We start from the raw sequence: 16,987 nt of genomic DNA, 5'->3' as shown, positions 1-16,987 counted from the left end.
CGCACAGGCGCCGCAACCAAGGGCCTTTACGGCGGGCTTGTCTCGGCGGTTTCCCTCCGGCTCACACGTTGACGAACGCCTTCTTCTTCGCGGCGGCGTAAGCGGCTTCGATGAGTTTCATCATCCGCAGGGCGTTGGCCGGTCCGTTGATGTCCGGCGGCCGGCCCGTCAAGATGCACTCCGCGAACGCCTCGAACTCGGCCCGGTAAGGATTGATCTTGGGAAAGCGAATGGGCTGGAATCGGCGTGCCACGTCCTTGTCTTGCGCCGCGTCGTACCCGGCGTCTCCCAAGGCGAAGATGCCTTCCATCTTCCCGCCCGTGCTTTGGCCGATCGTTCCCTCCGTGAAGACCGCCCCCTGCGATCCGTAGACTTCCAGCCGGGTACGGCTCGCCTCGTCGGGAATGCACCAGAAGCAATCGATGGTGGCGTGGGTCCCACAGCGAAATTCGAGGAGGATGGTGCAGGCGTCCTCCGAGCGATAGCCGTGGACGAGATGTCCGGTCAAGACCGCCAATCGCTTGGCCGGTCCGATAAGGAATTCCAAGAGATCCAACAGGTGCGAGGCCATGTCGATCAGGGCGCCCCCGCCGCCGGTCCGCGGGTCTTGGCGCCACGCGCCGGGAATGGGCGGATACCAACAGGAAAGCTGTGCCCGCACGTAAGTCGGCTTGCCTAGTCTCCCTTCGTCCAGGAATTGCTTGAGCAGGCGATGCGCACCGTGAAACTTCATCATGTAGCCTTCCTGAAGGAAGACCTTCCTTTTGCGGCAGGCACTCACCGCGCGTTGCGCTTGCTCCAAGTTCAGCGTGAGGGGCTTCTCGCACAGGATGTGCTTGCCGGCCTCGGCCGCCGCTTCGATTTGCCGCAAGTGGCAGGTCACGGGCGAGGCGATGTACACCGCTTCGATTTCCGGATCGGCCAGCAGATCGGCTTCCGTTTCGTAGGCCTTGGCAATTCCGAGGGTCTCCGCGATCCGCCCCGCGTCCACCGGATCCATGACGGCGACGACGCGGCAGTTCTTGGCCCGGGCCAGTGCAGGGATGGTCTTGCGGAACGCGATGCCTCCGGCCCCCAACACGCCGAGTGAGATTTTTCGCGCCATGTTTTCAAACCCCGCTGCGAGGGAGATGCTGGGATCGCAACTCGCGCACCGTGCGATGCGCGCTCCGCCGGTTCAGCTATAGGCCTTGATCACCTTGACCAGGGCGGCGGCGATCTGCTCCATGTCGTCTTCCGAGTAAGTGGGATAGGCAAAGCAAGTGAACGTGTGCGACTCGTGCCACAAGGCGTTGGGCACCTCCACCTTGGAATAGTCCACCGCGGCAGGATCCGTGTACTCCTTCGATTTGAAGGGAAAACCGCTGTTGCCGAACCCCCAATGCTCTTGGTACGCGCGCTCCGTGTGGCACTGCGGCCAAAAGACCTTCCAGCAAGGGGCGCCTTCCGCGCCGGCGGCGGCCACGAACTTCGCGATGTCGCAGTTCATGTTTTCGATATCCAGGGAAAAGGCGCAGACGTACCAGCCGTTTCGCCGTTCGTCGGTATCGATCGGCAAGTACTTGACCTGCGGCAGTCCGGCCAGGGCGTCCATCAAGATGTGGGCATTGCGACGCCGCCGGGGCAGGTTCCAATCGTCGATACGGTTCAGCTCCGCCAGGCCGATCGCGGATTGAATCTCCGTCATGCGGTAGTTCCAGCCCAGGCGATTGTGGATGTACGGCAGGCGTTGCTCCAGCTCCAGCAGATTGAGCCGCTCCTTGACGTCGTATCCGTGATCGCGAAAGCTGCGGGCCTGCCACGCCCATTCCTCGTTGTCGGTGGTGACCATGCCGCCTTCACCGCCGGTGGTGAAGGTCTTGTTCTGGCAAAAGCTGCACGCCGCGATGTCGCCCAAGGTGCCGGTCTTCCTGCCCTTGTATTCTCCGCCGTAGGCTTCGGCGTTGTCTTCGATGACGAACAAGTTGTGTCTTTTGGCAAAGGCACGCACGGCGTCCATGTCGCAAACGTTGCCGTAGAGATGGACTACGATGACGGCCTTGGTGCGGGGCGTCACGAGTTTTTCGGCCGACTCCACGCTCAGGCAATGATCGTCGAGATTGACGTCGGCGAAACGAGGGACGGCCCCGGCTTGCAGCACGGCGAAGCTGGTGGCGATGAAGGTATAGCTGGGCACGATGACTTCGTCGCCGGGACCGATGCCCAGGGCAGCCAATGCCACATGCAAGGCGGCCGTACCCGAGGAAACGGCGACGGCGTAGCGGCTCCCTTGCCAGGCGGCGTAGCGCCGTTCGAACTCCATGCCGCGAGGGCCGGTCCAGTAATTGACCTTGCCCGATCGCAAGACCTCCTCGACCGAACGGATGGCCTCCTCCGAGAACTGCGGCCAGTGGGGAAGCTGATTGGTGACGGCCTTGGGGCCGCCGGCGACGGCCAGTTTTTGGTGGACGGCGGACGCGTACTTCATGCCCGATTCTCCCAACCCACGAAACCCACGCCCTAAACCCAGCGAACACGGCAACCGCGGTGCCGAGGGGGCAACTCCTCGGAAGTGCCGATGTTCTACCGCGCACGATTGCTTTCGGCAAGCGTCTCGCCCAGAATGGAATCCCGACATGGGGTGTCGAGCCGTGGAGGATCGTAAGGACTTTTCCAGAGAGGGAGATAAACCATGACGCGGCCGTTGGTGTCCAAGAGGTGGAAGCCGGTTCTGTGCTGGGTCTCGGCCCTAATATGTTGCTTGTCGGCGGGTCGCGCGTTTTCGTCGCATGCGGAGGAGACGGAGGTATGGAAGGTGGGGCTGGCCCGGGCCGACATCACCCCGGAAGGGCCGATTTGGATGGCCGGCTACGCGTCCCGAAACAAACCCTCCGAGGGAGTGCTGATGCCGCTCTATGCCCTCGCCTTGGCGTTGGAAGATGGGCAGGGTAATCGGGCGGTGATCGTCACCGCCGATGTCATCGACTTCGATGCCGCGGTGGCCGAGGCCGCGTGCAACGCCATCACCGCTAAAACCGGCCTCCCGCGAGCGCGGATCCTGCTCAACTGGTCGCATACCCACACGGGTCCCATTGTAGACTTCGCGGAACGGAACGGCTACTCGATGCCCGACGAGCAAAAGCAGATCGTCGACGCCTATACTCGGCAATTGGTAGCAAAGTACGGCGAGCTGGCCGCAGCGGCGATGGACGACCTGCGTCCGGCCAAATTGAGCTGGGGCGTGGGGGTGGCGACGTTTCCCATGAATCGCCGCGAATTCACGGATCAAGGCGTCGGCATCGGTTTCAATCCGCGAGGCTACGTCGATCGCAGCGTCCCCGTGTTGCGGATCGATCAACCGGACGGCAGCCTCCGCGCCGTGGTGTTTGGGACGGCCTGCCACAATACCACGCTGACGGGGCAGCATTACCGGATCTCGGGCGATTATGCCGGCTTCGCCCGAGCCAAGCTCGAACAGCAGCTTCCCGGCACGCAAGCGTTATTCATGATCGGTTGCGGCGCCGATGTGAATCCTCATCCGCGGGGCGAGATCGAGCACGTTAGCCAACACGGCGAGACGCTGGCCGCGGAAGTCCTGCGGGTATTGAACGGCGCGCTGCGTCCGGTGCGCGGTCCGCTGAAGACGGCCTTCGAGACGGTCGATCTGCCCTTCGCGCCCGTCCCCGGCCGAACCGAATTGGAAGCCATGACGCGCGGTCCGGAGTACATCGCCTCGAACGCCAAGCCGATGTTGCAACGAATGGATCGGAATGAGCCTAACGCCGAGAAGTACCCGGCTCCCGTCGCGGTTTGGCAATTCGGCGAGGACTTGACGCTGGTGGCGCTGCCCGGCGAGGTCGTATCGGACTACGTCCCCTTGATCGAGAACGCGATCGGACACGGTCGGCTTTGGATCGCGGGATACAGCAACGAGGTATTCGGGTACCTGCCTTCCGCCAAGGTGCTGCGTGAGGGCGGCTACGAGACCCGCGGCGTCTACGGCGTCGGCTTCTTCGCACCCGAGACGGAAATCGTGGTCGTGGACGCAGTGCGTCGCTTGGCGGAGCAAGTCGGCCGTCCGAAGCTGCCTTGAGTTCCGCCGAGCTACGACCTTTCGGTGCGTGGAAAGGGGGACTCGGGATACGACTTCCTTGACGCGAACCGCGAACTGGACGGCGAGCGCCGGCCGCCCCTTCGTGTTTGCGCTTTTTGCCGGTTGGTTCGGCTTCCACAATGTTTCATAATGAACTCATCGGACGACGCGGACCACATCCGTAAACCCGGGTCTTCTCTGCCCAAGCTATGCTTTGGCTAAGGCTTCGAAAAAGCGGGGATGTTCGATGGCTTCAGATGCTCGAAACCGCCGGGGATTCTTATTGCTACCGCGGGTTGCGGCGGCGGCTGCGGCGTTGTGCTATCTTTCGGCGACGGCCTCTCGCTCATTGGGAGAGGAAGTCGTCATGCGAGACGGCCGCGTGCTGACGGGAAAACTGGGCATCGTAACGGGCTTGGCAGATCTGCCCAAGGCCGCGGATCCGGAAGGCGGCGGCCCGATCCCCTTGATCGTATTCGTGGACGACGAATTGCGTCGGACCTTCGTGCCCAAACGGTTGATTCGGGAAATTCGCCCCGGGTCGGGCGTGGAAGTACTGGAACGCTACCACATCCCGCAACGGGTGGCGACGGCGGGAATGACCGTCAGCAGCGTGGGCTTCCCGTTGCGGGTCACGCCCTTTGATGAATTCGGGCGAAGGATCTTCACGTTGGCGACGGCCTCCGGCCGGGTGGACGTGATCCAGGGAATCACGGAGCTTACCCCTCGCTGGGTCCGCGTGCAGGGCATTACGCACGTCTGGGACATGCGGATGGCAACCACCAGCCTTCCGCGCGACGTGTTGCAGCGACTCCTTTTGGGACGCACGGATCAGGCCGACGTGGAGGCGAGAAAAAAGGCCGCCCGATTCTATATCCAAATGGAGCGTTACGAAGACGCCTTGGGCCAGTTGCAGGCGATCCTGGAGGACCCCGCCGTCTCCGCCGAGGCCAAGGCCGAGCTGCAAAGCTCCTTTCAGGTTTTGAAGCAGCTTTCAGCCCGGCGGATCTTGGAAGAACTGAAGTTTCGCCGCGCGGCGGGACAGCACCGAACCGTCCTGACGTTGCTGCAAAAGTTCCCCACCGACGGCGTGGCGGGCGACATTCTGCAAGAGGTCCGGGAAATACTGGAGGAATATCAAAAGCAAGGAGAACAGGCGGAGGGGTTGGTGGCCCGGCTCCGTGAACTGGTGCGGCAAATCGACGAGACCGCCCTGCGGAAAGAGGCCGGTGAAGCCGTCGAGGAAATCGCGGCGCGGCTGTCGCCGGATACGCTCCCTCGGTTGGCGGCGTTTTCGCAATTCGCGGAGGACGCGACCGTCCCCGCCGAGGAGCGCGTCGCCCTGGCGATCACGGGCTGGTATCTGGGGGCGGATCGTGCCGCGCGGCGTTTGCTTGTGGGGCTTTCGCTGCGACGGGTACGGAATCTCATCTTGGAGTATTTCGCCGCACAAGACGCACTCTCGCGCAACGACGTCTTGCAACGCGTCCTGGCGGAGGAAGGCGGTTCGCCGAACTACCTGGCCTACGTCTTGCAGGGGATGGAGCCGCCGTTGTCTCCGCCGCCTCCCCTCCCCGACAAAATCGACTTCTTCGAGATCCACCTCCCGCTGCCGGGCGAATTGCCGCCGATCAAGTACTGCGTGCAGCTCCCGCCGGAATACCATCCGTTGCGGAAATATCCGGCGATCGTGGTGTTGCACGGGGCCGAGGCCGATCCCGCCGCCGAGATCGACTGGTGGGCCGGCGAAGTGAAGGACCAAGGAACTCGCCTTGGACAGGCCGGCCGTCGCGGCTACATCGTGATCGCGCCGCAGTGGACCGCCGAACGACAGCAGACCTATCAGTACTCGCTTCGCGAACATCTGGCCGTTTTGGAATCGTTGCGGGATGCTATGAAGCGGTTTTCCATCGACAGCGACCGCGTGTACTTGGCGGGCCACTTCTTGGGCGCGGACGCCGCCTGGGACATCGGCCTGGCGCACCCGAGCCTTTGGGCGGGGGTGATTCCCATCAGCGGGCGAGCCGACCGCTTCTGCGCTTTATATTGGCAAAACGCCGCGCTGTTGCCCTTCTATGCGGTCATGGGAGAGTTCGACGGGACCATCGTGGCGGATAACGCGCGGGATTTGGATCGGTATTTGAACCGCGCTTACGACGTGACGGCCGTGGAATACCGAGGCCGAGGGCGGGACGGCTTTTCGGATGAGATCCTCCGCATTTTCGACTGGATGGAACGTTTCCGCCGTCAACCCGCGCCCGCCGAGTTCCTAGTGCGAACCGCACGGATTTGGGACAACTTCTTCTGGTACGTCCACGTCGAGGACTTTCCCCCGGCCGTGGTCATCGACCCTGCCTCGTGGCCGCCCGCCAACCCCGTGCCCATGCAGATTCGCGGCCGATTGACCCAAGCGAATACGCTCTTTGTGCAAGCGGGCGGGGGACGAACGACGGTCCGTTTGAGTCCCGATCTCGTCGACTTCGAGCGCCGCATCTCGCTTTCCGTGAACGGGCGGCAAGTCGATCCCCGAGAAATTCGGCCGAGCACGGAAACGTTGCTGGAGGACGTGCGGCAATACGGGGATCGGCAACACCCGGCCTGGGTCACGGTGGTGGTGGGCGGCAAGCGGCCCGCCCCCACGATCCGCGGCAATCGCTGATTTGGCACGACGAGGCGACGCATCCGTCCGATCGCCGCGACACTTCCAGCGGCTCATGCCGACGGGCAGGCCGAGGTCGCCCTTCCAACGAAGGCCGTCTTTACACCATGGGGAATACCGCGGCGGCGCAAAGCGCGGCGAGGAAAGCCGCGATTCCCACCACGGCGGCTTGCACCGTCCACAAGCGCAAGGCCTCCATCTCGGTCAGTCCGCTCATGCGCGCCACGACCCAGAAGCCGCTGTCGTTCATCCAGCAGAAGACCAGCGAACCGGCCCCGATCGACAAAGCCAAATACACGGGATCGCAGTGGATATGGCTTGCCAATTCGCCCGCCGGGAAGAGGGACGCGATCATGGCCGAGGTGGTGATCATCGCCACGGTGCTGGACCCCTGCGCGGTCTTCATGACGGCCGCGATGAGAAAGGCCGCGATCAGCCAAAACCGCCCGATCTCTTGCGATTCCAGCGAGAGCAAGGCGGGCAGTCGCTCGCTGATGCCGGTCTGCTGGAGCATGGCGCCGAAAGCGCCGCCGGCCGACGTGATGAGGATGATCACGCCGCCGCTCATCAGCGCCTCCTCGCACCGCTTTGCCAGTTCCGCCAAACTGAGGCCGCGCTTCCATTTCAACGTCGCCATCGCAACGAAAGCGGACAGCAGCAAGGCCGCGTTCGGGTCGCCCACCATCGTCAGGACGCGAAGCGGCGCCTGCGGGAACGATGCGGATTTGGCTAACACTTGCACCACGGTGTTCGAAGAGATGAGGATCACCGGCAGGATCACCGGCAGGATGGCGATCCCGAACGGCGGCAGGTCGGAATCGCGAGGAATGGGCAATTGCTCTTCGCCGGGATAGGGGCGCATGGGTAGGGGGTTCAACCGATCCAGGAGATTGGCCGCGAACAGCCCCACCACGGCCGCCGGAATACCCACCAGGATGCCCGCCGCAATCAGCTTGCCGATGTCCACGCCCAAGGTTTCGGCGATCACCAGGGGACCGGGGGTGGGCGGAACGAGCGTGTGCGTGATGGCCGCCCCGCCCGCAATGACCAAGATCGACTGTACGTACCGCTTCCGCGTCTGGCGGTAGAGCGATCTGGCCAGCGGCACCAATAAATAGAAGACCGTGTCGAAGAAGACGGGAATGGAGAGGACGAAGCCGCTGGTCATCAAGGCGACGGGCGCGCGGTTCTCGCCGATCAGCCGCAGGCACGTCCGTACGATGCGATCGGCGGCGCCGCTGTCCATCAAGCACTTTCCGATCACGGCCGCCAAGGCGATCACGATGCCGATTTTGCCCGCCGTGGTCCCGAAGGCTTGCCCCACGCGCGCGATCTTCATCTCCCATGCGCCGGGCGCTGCAAGGCTCACGACCACGGCGCTGATCAAGAGAGCCAAGAATGCGTTGAGCCGGGCAAAACCGATCAAGACGATGACCAGGACGATGCCCAGGGCGACGACGAAGATCGGGTCGAGCATGGCGTGATCCTTTGTCGAACTCACGGTCGGAAAGCCCGCAAGTTCCCCCATCATACCAAGCCGTCGCGACCATCGCCCACCGCCGGTATCCCTCGGGTTCATCGCCGGCGGAGGGCTGCCGCCCCGAACCCCGCTTGCAGCGACTCCGGGGCTGCCGTACGATCGCGGCGGACATTAAACTTGGGGAGTGTCTCCATGGAACCGGGACTGTGATTCGGTCCGCCGCCGGCCGAGGGACTCGCTCGGTCCTTGCCTCGCCTCGGCGGTCGGCTTTCGCCCGAAGAAGGAGTTCGCCATGCCCGAACCGCTTGCTTGCGTAAAACGTAACGCCGTGATTACCGGTTGGGATTTCAGCACGGGAGGGGTGAAGTGCTTGGCCTTCGATGTGGAAGGCCGGGTCTTGGCGGAAATCCGCTTGCCTACGGACATCTGGTTCGGCGAATCCCCTGCCGACGGCATCCGCGAGTTGAACGTGATGCAACTGGAGGGGCAGGCCTACGCTTCCGTCCGCGCGATCGCCGCGGCGCTGGATCGCATGGGCCGACTCAAGGACTGGGCGGCGGGCGGGATTTCGGCCACCCACCACACGGCCGGCCGAATCGACGCGCAAGCCGTGCCGATCCGCCGCGCCATTTGCTGGAATGACGCCACGCTCGCGGAGTATCACGCCCGAGGACTGGCGCGGCTGGGCGGGCAAAACCGCGTCCAGGAGTTGATCGGCGGTCCCTGGGCCATTCGCTACAGCCTCAGTCATCTCGTCAAGGACGAAACGCATCTGGCGCCCGAGCTTTGGAAACGCACTTATCGCATCTTGCCCCACGGCGCCCTGGCGGCGGGTTACCTGACCGGCAATTTCGACGTGTGCAGCGTCTCCGTGGCGGCCTCCACCGGAATCATGGACCTCCGCTCCAAGCGCTGGCGCCGCGAGATGTTGGATGCCCTGGAAAGCGAAGAGTTCCGCCGCTTGGCGTGGAAGCAATTGCCTCGCATCATCGATCAATACCAACCGGTCGGCATGTTGCGGGAAAGCGCGGCCCTCCAAGCCGGACTGACGGGCAAGAAACGGCCTTGGATTTTCCCCACCTCCGACGATCAGCAGGCGGGTTTGGTGGGCGGCGGCGCCGTCGATGCCGGCCAAGTCGCCGTCATCCTCGGCAATTCCGCGGTCGTTAACAGCTCGTCCAAGGATCGCCCCCAGCGCGGCCGGCTCGATGTCATGCGACTCAATTGGGGGCCGTATCTTTGGATGCGCTGTTACAACAACGGCGCCCAGTTCTTGGATCAAGTCGTGGGGGCCGCTCCGGATTGGGCGACCTTGGAGAGTCAAGCCCGGCAGGTTCCGCCCGGCTGCAACGGCACGGGCGTCATGCCCTTCGTTTTACCCGAGCCTTCCCTGGGCATCGACCGGCAGCAAACCGGCCTGCGTTGGTACCCGGAAGAACCGAGGGAACCGGGCGTGCGCTATCGCGCCGCCCTGGAAGCCTTGGCCTACCTCATCGCCATGGCGGTTGCGGAACACGAAGAGGCCGGGCAAAAGATCACCCGCATCACGGTCTCCGGCGGTATCGCCCGTAGCGACCTGATGTGCGAAATCCTGGCGACCGTCCTGGACCGACCGCTGTTACGGTTGGAATCAGAGGAAGGTCCCGCCCTGGGGGCCGCCGTCACCGCTTTGGCCGCCTTGGAGTCGAATCTCCGCAAGCAGAAGGGGATCGCCAAGAAGTTCACGGTCGCGGATGCCGCGCAGGCCATGGTTCGATTCCGCGGTACCGTGGCCGGCTGCGCGGATTGGGCGGAACCCTATCGCTTGGGACTGAAGCAGTTCCGCGAGATTTTGGGACGCCTTCAAGCCGGCCGACCGTTGCGGTAAGGTGCTTGCACACCGCCGAGGGATGAGCAAAACCGCTGATAAGCAAAACCGCTGCGGGGGCTGGACGGTCTTCGGGCGTACCTTGACGCGCCTTGCCCTTTGCAGCAACCTCAGGGCGCGGCGGGATCGGGCAAACTCAAGCAATAGAGATCACCTTCTTCGGTCGCGGCAAAGATGCGTCGACCGACGACCGCCACCGATGCCGAGACGGCACCTCCCAAGTCCAATTCCCATTTCAGAGAACCGTCTTGCAGTCCCAGGCCGTACAGTCGGCCGTCCAGGGAGCCGACCACGACCACGGCGTGGGTGAGGTCGCCGTTTTCGGGGACCACGATGACGGGCGAGGCGTCCACGTAGCGCTTCGCGGCGAACTTCCACACCGTTTCGCCGGTCGTCGCATGGAAGCAGTAAATTTGTCGGTCGCGGCAACCCACCACCACGTACGAACCGTATGCCGCGGCGGAGGAGCGGAAGGCGTCGGCGGGTTTTTCCGAGGGAAATTGCCAGAGCCGTCGCCCGCTCTCCCAATCGATGCCGAAAAAGAAACCGCTTTCGGTGCCCACGTACAATGCTCCGCCCAGCACCGCGGGGGTGCAACCCGTCGGGCCGTCGAGGTCGCAAGCACTTCGCTCCTTGCCGGTTTGCAGCTCCACCGAGTGCAAATTTCCGTCGCAGCCGGCCACGAACGTGCGGTCCTCCACGACGGGCGGTTGGCATCGGATTTGGTCGGGTAAAGCGGTCTTCCAAACCGGCGCTCCGCTTTCCGCGTCGAGACAGTAGAGGTTCATATCTTGGGAGCCGAAGAGGATGCGGGCGCGACCGTCGGCCGCGAAGACGTTGGCCGCGTTGTCGATGGTGCCCCCCGCCTCGAATTGCCAGAGCGGCTTGCCATCCTCGGCATTCCACGCGAAGAACTTCCCGTCCACGTCGCCCACATACACGCCTCCTGCGTGCACGGCGGCCGTCGCCAGGAATCCGCCGCCGATGTCGTGCTTCCAGCGCAACTGACCGCTGCTCACGTCCACCGCGTAGAACGTACCGCTGTTTCCGCCCAGGTACACCATGTCTTCGGCGGCGACGGGCGAGGCCGTGAAGCCGTCCTTTTCCGCCGAATAGACCCATTCGATTTGCGGCAAGCGTTCCGCTTTTGCGACGGCGACGCCGGAGCACGCCGGCGTACCGCGAAACAGCGGCCAAGCGTCGGCGGGGGCGGTCTCGCAGGCGACACGGCTTCGTGCCTCACGCTCGGGCGAGCGTTCCGAATCGGGAGCGGCCCGCGACTTCGCATCCGGCGCGGCCGCCGTTGATCGCGCGTTCGGCGGCTCGGGATCGCTCGGCCGGTCGGGCGGAACGCGGGATTCCGTCGGCGGTTGCTCCTCGGCGGATGGGCGGCCCGAAAAACAGAACAGAAACCGCCGCGTGCGAATGAATAGGTCACCGTCGGCAAAGGCGGGAGTAGCGAGACAGGCGTCCCCCAAGCGGTTTTCGGCCAGCACCTCCCAACGGTCGTCCGCGCGGACCACGAACACCGTTCCTTGTTCATTCACGGCATAGAGCCTGCCGTCCGCCGCCGTGAGCGATGCGGTGAACGCCCCGGAGAGATTGCCCGACCAAATCGTCCGGCCCGTTCCCGGGTCATAACATGTCAGACGCTTCAGATCGGACAGGACGTAAAGGCGATTACGATAGATGAGGCCTGAGGGAATGTAGGGGCCGCCGCGGGGGAGTTTCCAGAGCAAATCGGCCTCTGTGAGTCGGCCGTCGCGTCCCAAAGGCACCGCGAAGATAGGCCCGTTGCGACCGCTCATGCTGAAGGCCGTTTCTCCCGCCGCGACCGCCATGGGAGTCACCAGCGTTTCCAAGCCGTCGATGCGCCACCGCTCTTTTCCCGTGCGGGGATCGTACGCGGTGAGGTAGGCGGTGCCGTCCACCTGGCCGCCGTTGACCAACAACTCATCGCGGCCGCCGGAGGCGATCGCCGAGCGAACAATCAACGGCGTGGTCCAACCGCCGGTGCTTTGACGAGGCGTTCGCCAGACTTCCTCGCCGTCGGTCTTACGGAGGGCGACGAGGAAGGAATCACGATCGCGATCACACAATTGAATGACCCAATCGCCGAAGAGGACGGGACTGGAAGCGACGCCGTAAATGTGCTCTTGCGGTCCCAGATCGCGCTGCCAAACGAGCTCGCCGTCGACATCGTAGCAGAACAGCCCGGCCGAACCGAAGAACGCGAATATATGTCGGCCGTCCGTCGCGGGAGTCGCCGACGCGTAACCGTTCTTCGGATGTGTTTTACTTTGAGCGGCGGCCGCCTTCTGCTGCCATAAAAGGCGCCCGGTGTGCCGGTCCCAGGCTCCTAGGTAGAGGTCGGGAGAACGGCGGTCCCCTGCCTGCCACGTCAGGAACAGGCGGTCGCCCCAAATGACCGGCGAACTGTTGCCGCTGCCGGGAAGCTCGGCCTTCCAACGCAAGCCGGCGTCGGGGCCGAAACGAACGGGAGGCGAGCCGCCGGGCGCTACGCCTTGTGCCGAAAGGCCGCGAAAGCCGGGCCAACGGTCGAGATCCCGGCCCGTCTCCAGCGGGTCCCGCGCGAGGGCCGGCCATGGAGCGGCCTGCGGTGAGACCACGGCTCGACGACATCCCACGCACCAAAGAAGGCCGCCGCCGAACCACAAAAGCAGCAAAAGGGTAAAGAACCGAGACGGGGCGACTCGGGGCAGGCGACGCTCGGCAGCGGAACCGCTTAAAGCCTCCGGTCGGCCTCGGCACGCTCCGGTTAACCCGACGATAAAGCACAGACATGAGGCCGGAGTGCCAACCACGTGTCCTCTCCCTTCCTGGGAGGTTCCGTCCGTCGCCGCAACGTCACACTTCGACCGCCGATCGTCCGCCTGATAAATTCACCCCGAATTGTGCGACCGATTCAGGGAGAATTGTTGGACGAATTGGCCGGGCTAGGCGGACTGCTGAGTTGCGAGAGGACCTGCAAGATCCCGTTCAGGTGCGCCATCCGCGGACCGAAGCGATCCACGAACTCGGTGAACATGAACTCCCCGTCCAGCAGGTTATCGAAGTTGTTGTTGACTTCTTCGGTCAGCTGATGCAAAAACTCCGTTTGCACGCGAGACAAGCATTCGGCAGCCTCGCGACACTTCTTGGCCAGGTGCGGATTCGCCTGCCGCCACTGTCCCAATTCGACCGCCCGTTGACGTTGGGCGTTTCCGACCTGCGTGGTCAACTCTTCCAAGATTTTCGTCTGGCGCTGCTGGACCATCAGAATCTGTCGCAACAAAAGCGCGATCTCAGCAAGTCCTGCGGTCTGCGGCGTGGGTGATGCTGCGGCTTGGGTCACGTCGATTTGCGTAAAAAAGGGGGGTTTCATGGATTGGCTTTCGTTCATCGGCGTGCTTCCTCCACGAGGTTATTACAACCAGTATAAACAGGCGCGTCGAGAAAAGTCGAGCGTCGAGCGCGAAACTTGAGTCAATCTTTTCCCGTTCCGCCGAATCTTCACCACCCCGCGCCGTTACAACCGCTACAGATTCGACTTTGCCGACGACCGCTACCGCCATAAAGTCCCGCGTCATTGGAACCGATACAGTGGGAAGCCTCGGAGGAGGGACCTACCGCGCCCCGCCTCCCCGCTCTGCCGTTCGACCGGACTTTGCTATCTCTCGATTCCGCAACACGTGAGCCCTCATGAGCGAAAAGACACGTAGCAAAGGGGGGCGTTCCGCCCTATCCTTGGGTTTCCTGTCCGTATTGTCTCCCTCCGAGGTCGGGTTCGTGGGAGGCTACCTGATCCTCAATGGGGTCGGTCGCCCGTTGGAGTTCCACTGCACAACCCCCGTCAAGGCGACTCGGGCACAGGAGATCTTGTACGGAAATTCACTCAAGCCGTACCTGTTTGCCGAGCAGATCGCCCCGGCCCTGGTCGCCAAAGCCAAGACCCCGGTAGCGTTGATTTGCGTGGATCGCTGGGAGTTGCTGGATTTCGCGGATCATGCGGGGACGCCGGTGGCGGCGGTCCTGCTTGATGCCGGCACGCCGCCCGCCGCTCCGCACTTTTCCATGACCGACCGCGGCCATTCAGCGGAGCCTATCCAACCGGCAAAGGAAAGCGCGACCCGCGTGGAAGACGTCGCTCGCTTTCCCAATGGAGCCTCGCAGGCTTGGGACACCGGAAATGCGGCGTTGCTGGTCAGCGGTTCCTCAGCATCGCCCGCGCCCGCCGCCACGCTGGTCTCGCCCGACCACGCAGCCATCACGCTTTCCGAGACGAGCCGAGGCACCATGCACGGCCGGTACACGGCGAACGGACTGGAGTGTTGGCAGGGACGATTCGGCCGCACCCGGCTGGTCTGCGCGGCGTCCCACGCGCCGGCAGTCGCCCGACTCCTCGCCGATTGGGCGCCCTGGACCGACGCCTTAGACCTTTCGGAGCCGTTTGAACGGATTCGCGCGGCGATCGATGAGGCCTTGCGTCGGGGGTGAAAACATGTTTTGGTCGGGATTGTTGTTTGGAAAGCACCGTTCCGGCGGTGACCGGCCCGCGACCTCCGCCGCGAAGGAAGACCCGGCAGCCGGCACGGATCAGCGGATCAGTGCGGCCCGCGATCCTGCCCTCGCATGCCTCGCCTCCGTGCAATCCGCGGACTTGGGCGTCCGAGTCGAAGTCTTGCCGACAGGTTGGAACGCCGCGCTCCAACGCGGTTTTTCCGTCGAAGTCCGACCCTGGAAGGAGTCTCTTCCGCGGCCCAGAGTTGTGACGCTGGGCGTTCCTCGGGTCGCCGTCACCGTGAGGAGTTTTTTCTTCGACCAAACCGCCCCGATGCGGCCGGAATCAGCTCCGACCGACGCTCCGGCGGCGAACGGCTCTTCTCCCGTTTGGAACTCCTTATTGCAGCGAATCGCGGAGGGCAAGCGGCATCGCATTGCTCCGCCCCAGGACCTGATCAAACTGGAGGATCGGCTGCAATGCCTCCTGCAACCTTCGCTGGAAACGCTCCTGATCGAGCGGAACTTGGAGTTTCCCTTCGCCCCGTTTCCTTATCAATTGGAAGGCGTCGCCTTCTTGTATCCGCGGCACTCGGCGATCCTGGCCGACGAAATGGGGCTGGGAAAAACGATGCAGGCCATCACGGCGGTCCGATTGTTGGTTCGCAGCGGCGAGGCGCGATCCGTATTGCTGGTCTGCCCCAAGCCGCTGGTGACCAATTGGAAGCGAGAGTTCGAACAATGGGCCCCCGAAATCCCCGTGCTGGTGATTGAAGGCGATCAGAACCGGCGACGCTGGCAGTGGGAGTCCGCTCCCTTCCCGGTCAAGATCGCCAACTACGAGCTCTTGCCGCGCGATCGAGAGATTCTGGAAGCCGCGGGCCGCGACGGCAGACCTCGGGTGGCGTTCGATCTGGTCGTGCTCGACGAATCCCAGCGAATCAAGAACCGTGCAGGCGCCACAAGTCAAGCGGTGCGCGCCATCACGCGGCGGCGGAGCTGGGCCTTGACCGGCACGCCCGTCGAAAACAGCACGGAAGACCTGGTCGGCATTTTCGAGTTCCTCTCGCCGGGATTCCTCTCGCCTGACATGAAACCCTCGCGGATGGGGCACACCATCGCGGACTTCGTGCTCCGCCGCACCAAGGATCAGGTCTTGACCGATCTGCCTCCGAAACTGGTTCGCGACGCGGAAGTGGAATTGTCGCCGGAACAGCGCGAGACCTACCGCTTGGCGGAGAGCGAGGGCATTCTGCGGCTGACCGAGATGGGTGACGCCGCCGCCATCCAGCACGTGTTCGAGTTGGTGCTGCGGCTTAAGCAGATCTGCAATTTCGATCCGGCGACCGGGGCCAGCGTGAAGATGGAGCGATTGGAAGCGGACCTCGAGGAAATCGCCGACAGCGGGCGAAAGGCGATCGTGTTCAGCCAATGGGTGTCGACGCTGGAGGAGATTGCCCGGCGTCTGGAACGGTTTCACCCCTTGTTGTTCCACGGCAAGATCCCCTCCGCGCGCCGAGACGAAGTGATTCGCCGATTCCGCGACGACCCGCGGCACGTGGTGCTGTTGATGAGCTACGGGGCGGGCAGCGTGGGGTTGAATCTGCAATTCGCCGGATACGTCTTCCTCTTCGACCGCTGGTGGAACCCTGCCGTGGAGGATCAGGCGATCAATCGGGCACATCGCATCGGCGCCGGCGGCCCGGTAACCGTCACTCGATTCTTGGCCGTCGATACCATCGAGCAGCGAATCAACGCCGTTTTGGAAGAGAAGCGGCGACTTTTCGAGACCATCTTCTCGCGCGTCGGCGGGCCGCGCAAACTGGCCCTTACCCAGGAGGAAATCTTCGGCCTGTTCAACCTCCGCTGTCCGGCTCCGACGGCGTCCTCATCGGGAAGCTCCAGCCGCGCCGCGTGAAAAACCGCCACGCCATCCCGGTTGACCGTTGCGACCGGCCCCAAGGGTCCGCCGCAACTTGAAACGCAGCGCGGGCATCGTCGGCAGCACGCATTCTTCTTTGCCGACGATCATCCGGCTACTTGGAACGGACGGCCCAGGGGGGCGCGGAACGCCGGGCTGTGCGGAGCGCGAGCTGCGAGCCGGCCCGGCTGCCTCCCACCCGTTCCCGTTCGTCGGTTTGCCACGCCGGCAGATCGGATGCGCAGCGGAAGCTGATTTCTCATCAACTTCGTCGGGCGCGAAACATGCCTTCGCGGCCCGCCGAACAACGTCAACCGGAGGCCTGGCCTACCCGGACTTTCCGGAAAACTCTTGAGGGTAATTGACACGGCCCGGCCCGTCAACAAAACTCGGCTTTGACAGGTTACCGCCGTCGGGGTCCGGTAGCTGCGACAAACCCTCTCGCCCCCGTGAACAGTCACCCCCGGATTTTCACCGAGTATGTCACG

General features: G+C 63.7%; 10 protein-coding genes. 5 read left to right on the top strand and 5 right to left on the bottom strand.

The genetic code is table 11. The features are described 5' to 3' along the window. Positions 1-61: 61 nt before the first annotated feature. Together ACZ5B4_RS16740 and ACZ5B4_RS16735 are read right to left on the bottom strand one after the other, a co-directional pair. The gene (locus ACZ5B4_RS16740; RefSeq protein WP_464912369.1) at positions 62-1,105 is read right to left on the bottom strand and encodes a Gfo/Idh/MocA family protein; all 1,044 of its coding nucleotides are present in this window, start codon (positions 1,103-1,105) and stop codon (positions 62-64) included. A 72-nt stretch (positions 1,106-1,177) separates the two neighbouring features. Then, entirely contained in the window at positions 1,178-2,467 is a 1,290-nt protein-coding gene (locus ACZ5B4_RS16735; protein ID WP_464912368.1) for a DegT/DnrJ/EryC1/StrS family aminotransferase, read from the bottom strand. Positions 2,468-2,671: 204 nt separating this feature from the next. Here ACZ5B4_RS16735 and ACZ5B4_RS16730 point away from each other — a divergent pair, with 204 nt between their 5' ends. After that, the gene (locus ACZ5B4_RS16730; protein WP_464912367.1) at positions 2,672-4,072 is read left to right on the top strand and encodes a neutral/alkaline non-lysosomal ceramidase N-terminal domain-containing protein; all 1,401 of its coding nucleotides are present in this window, start codon (positions 2,672-2,674) and stop codon (positions 4,070-4,072) included. A 247-nt stretch (positions 4,073-4,319) separates the two neighbouring features. Next, positions 4,320-6,731: a carboxylesterase family protein gene (locus ACZ5B4_RS16725; RefSeq protein ID WP_464912366.1), complete on the top strand. Its 2,412-nt coding sequence runs from the start codon at positions 4,320-4,322 to the stop codon at positions 6,729-6,731. A gap of 100 nt (positions 6,732-6,831) precedes the next feature. On the opposite strand, the gene ACZ5B4_RS16720 is transcribed toward ACZ5B4_RS16725, so the two are convergent. Further along, positions 6,832-8,208: a GntP family permease gene (locus ACZ5B4_RS16720; RefSeq protein ID WP_464912365.1), complete on the bottom strand. Its 1,377-nt coding sequence runs from the start codon at positions 8,206-8,208 to the stop codon at positions 6,832-6,834. Between the two features lie 295 nt (positions 8,209-8,503). Here ACZ5B4_RS16720 and ACZ5B4_RS16715 point away from each other — a divergent pair, with 295 nt between their 5' ends. Further along, positions 8,504-10,078 (top strand): xylulokinase, encoded by a 1,575-nt coding sequence (locus ACZ5B4_RS16715; protein ID WP_464912364.1) that lies wholly within the window; start codon positions 8,504-8,506, stop codon positions 10,076-10,078. A 110-nt stretch (positions 10,079-10,188) separates the two neighbouring features. Here ACZ5B4_RS16715 and ACZ5B4_RS16710 read toward each other — a convergent pair whose 3' ends face one another. Further along, the gene (locus ACZ5B4_RS16710) at positions 10,189-12,708 is read right to left on the bottom strand and encodes an outer membrane protein assembly factor BamB family protein (protein WP_464912363.1); all 2,520 of its coding nucleotides are present in this window, start codon (positions 12,706-12,708) and stop codon (positions 10,189-10,191) included. 296 nt (positions 12,709-13,004) lie between these two features. Next, the gene (locus ACZ5B4_RS16705; RefSeq protein ID WP_464912362.1) at positions 13,005-13,481 is read right to left on the bottom strand and encodes a hypothetical protein; all 477 of its coding nucleotides are present in this window, start codon (positions 13,479-13,481) and stop codon (positions 13,005-13,007) included. A 299-nt stretch (positions 13,482-13,780) separates the two neighbouring features. Between ACZ5B4_RS16705 and ACZ5B4_RS16700 the strand changes: the two genes are divergently transcribed. Together ACZ5B4_RS16700 and ACZ5B4_RS16695 are read left to right on the top strand one after the other, a co-directional pair. Then, positions 13,781-14,575: a hypothetical protein gene (locus tag ACZ5B4_RS16700; RefSeq protein ID WP_464912361.1), complete on the top strand. Its 795-nt coding sequence runs from the start codon at positions 13,781-13,783 to the stop codon at positions 14,573-14,575. A gap of 4 nt (positions 14,576-14,579) precedes the next feature. Next, on the top strand, positions 14,580-16,496 hold the full coding sequence (locus ACZ5B4_RS16695; protein ID WP_464912360.1) for a DEAD/DEAH box helicase: 1,917 nt from the start codon (positions 14,580-14,582) through the stop codon (positions 16,494-16,496). Positions 16,497-16,987 lie beyond the last annotated feature (491 nt).

This window comes from Thermogutta hypogea, assembly GCF_055386265.1.
Note: the sequence above shows the minus strand (reverse complement) of the source record. Positions and strands in the feature narration are given on the sequence as shown.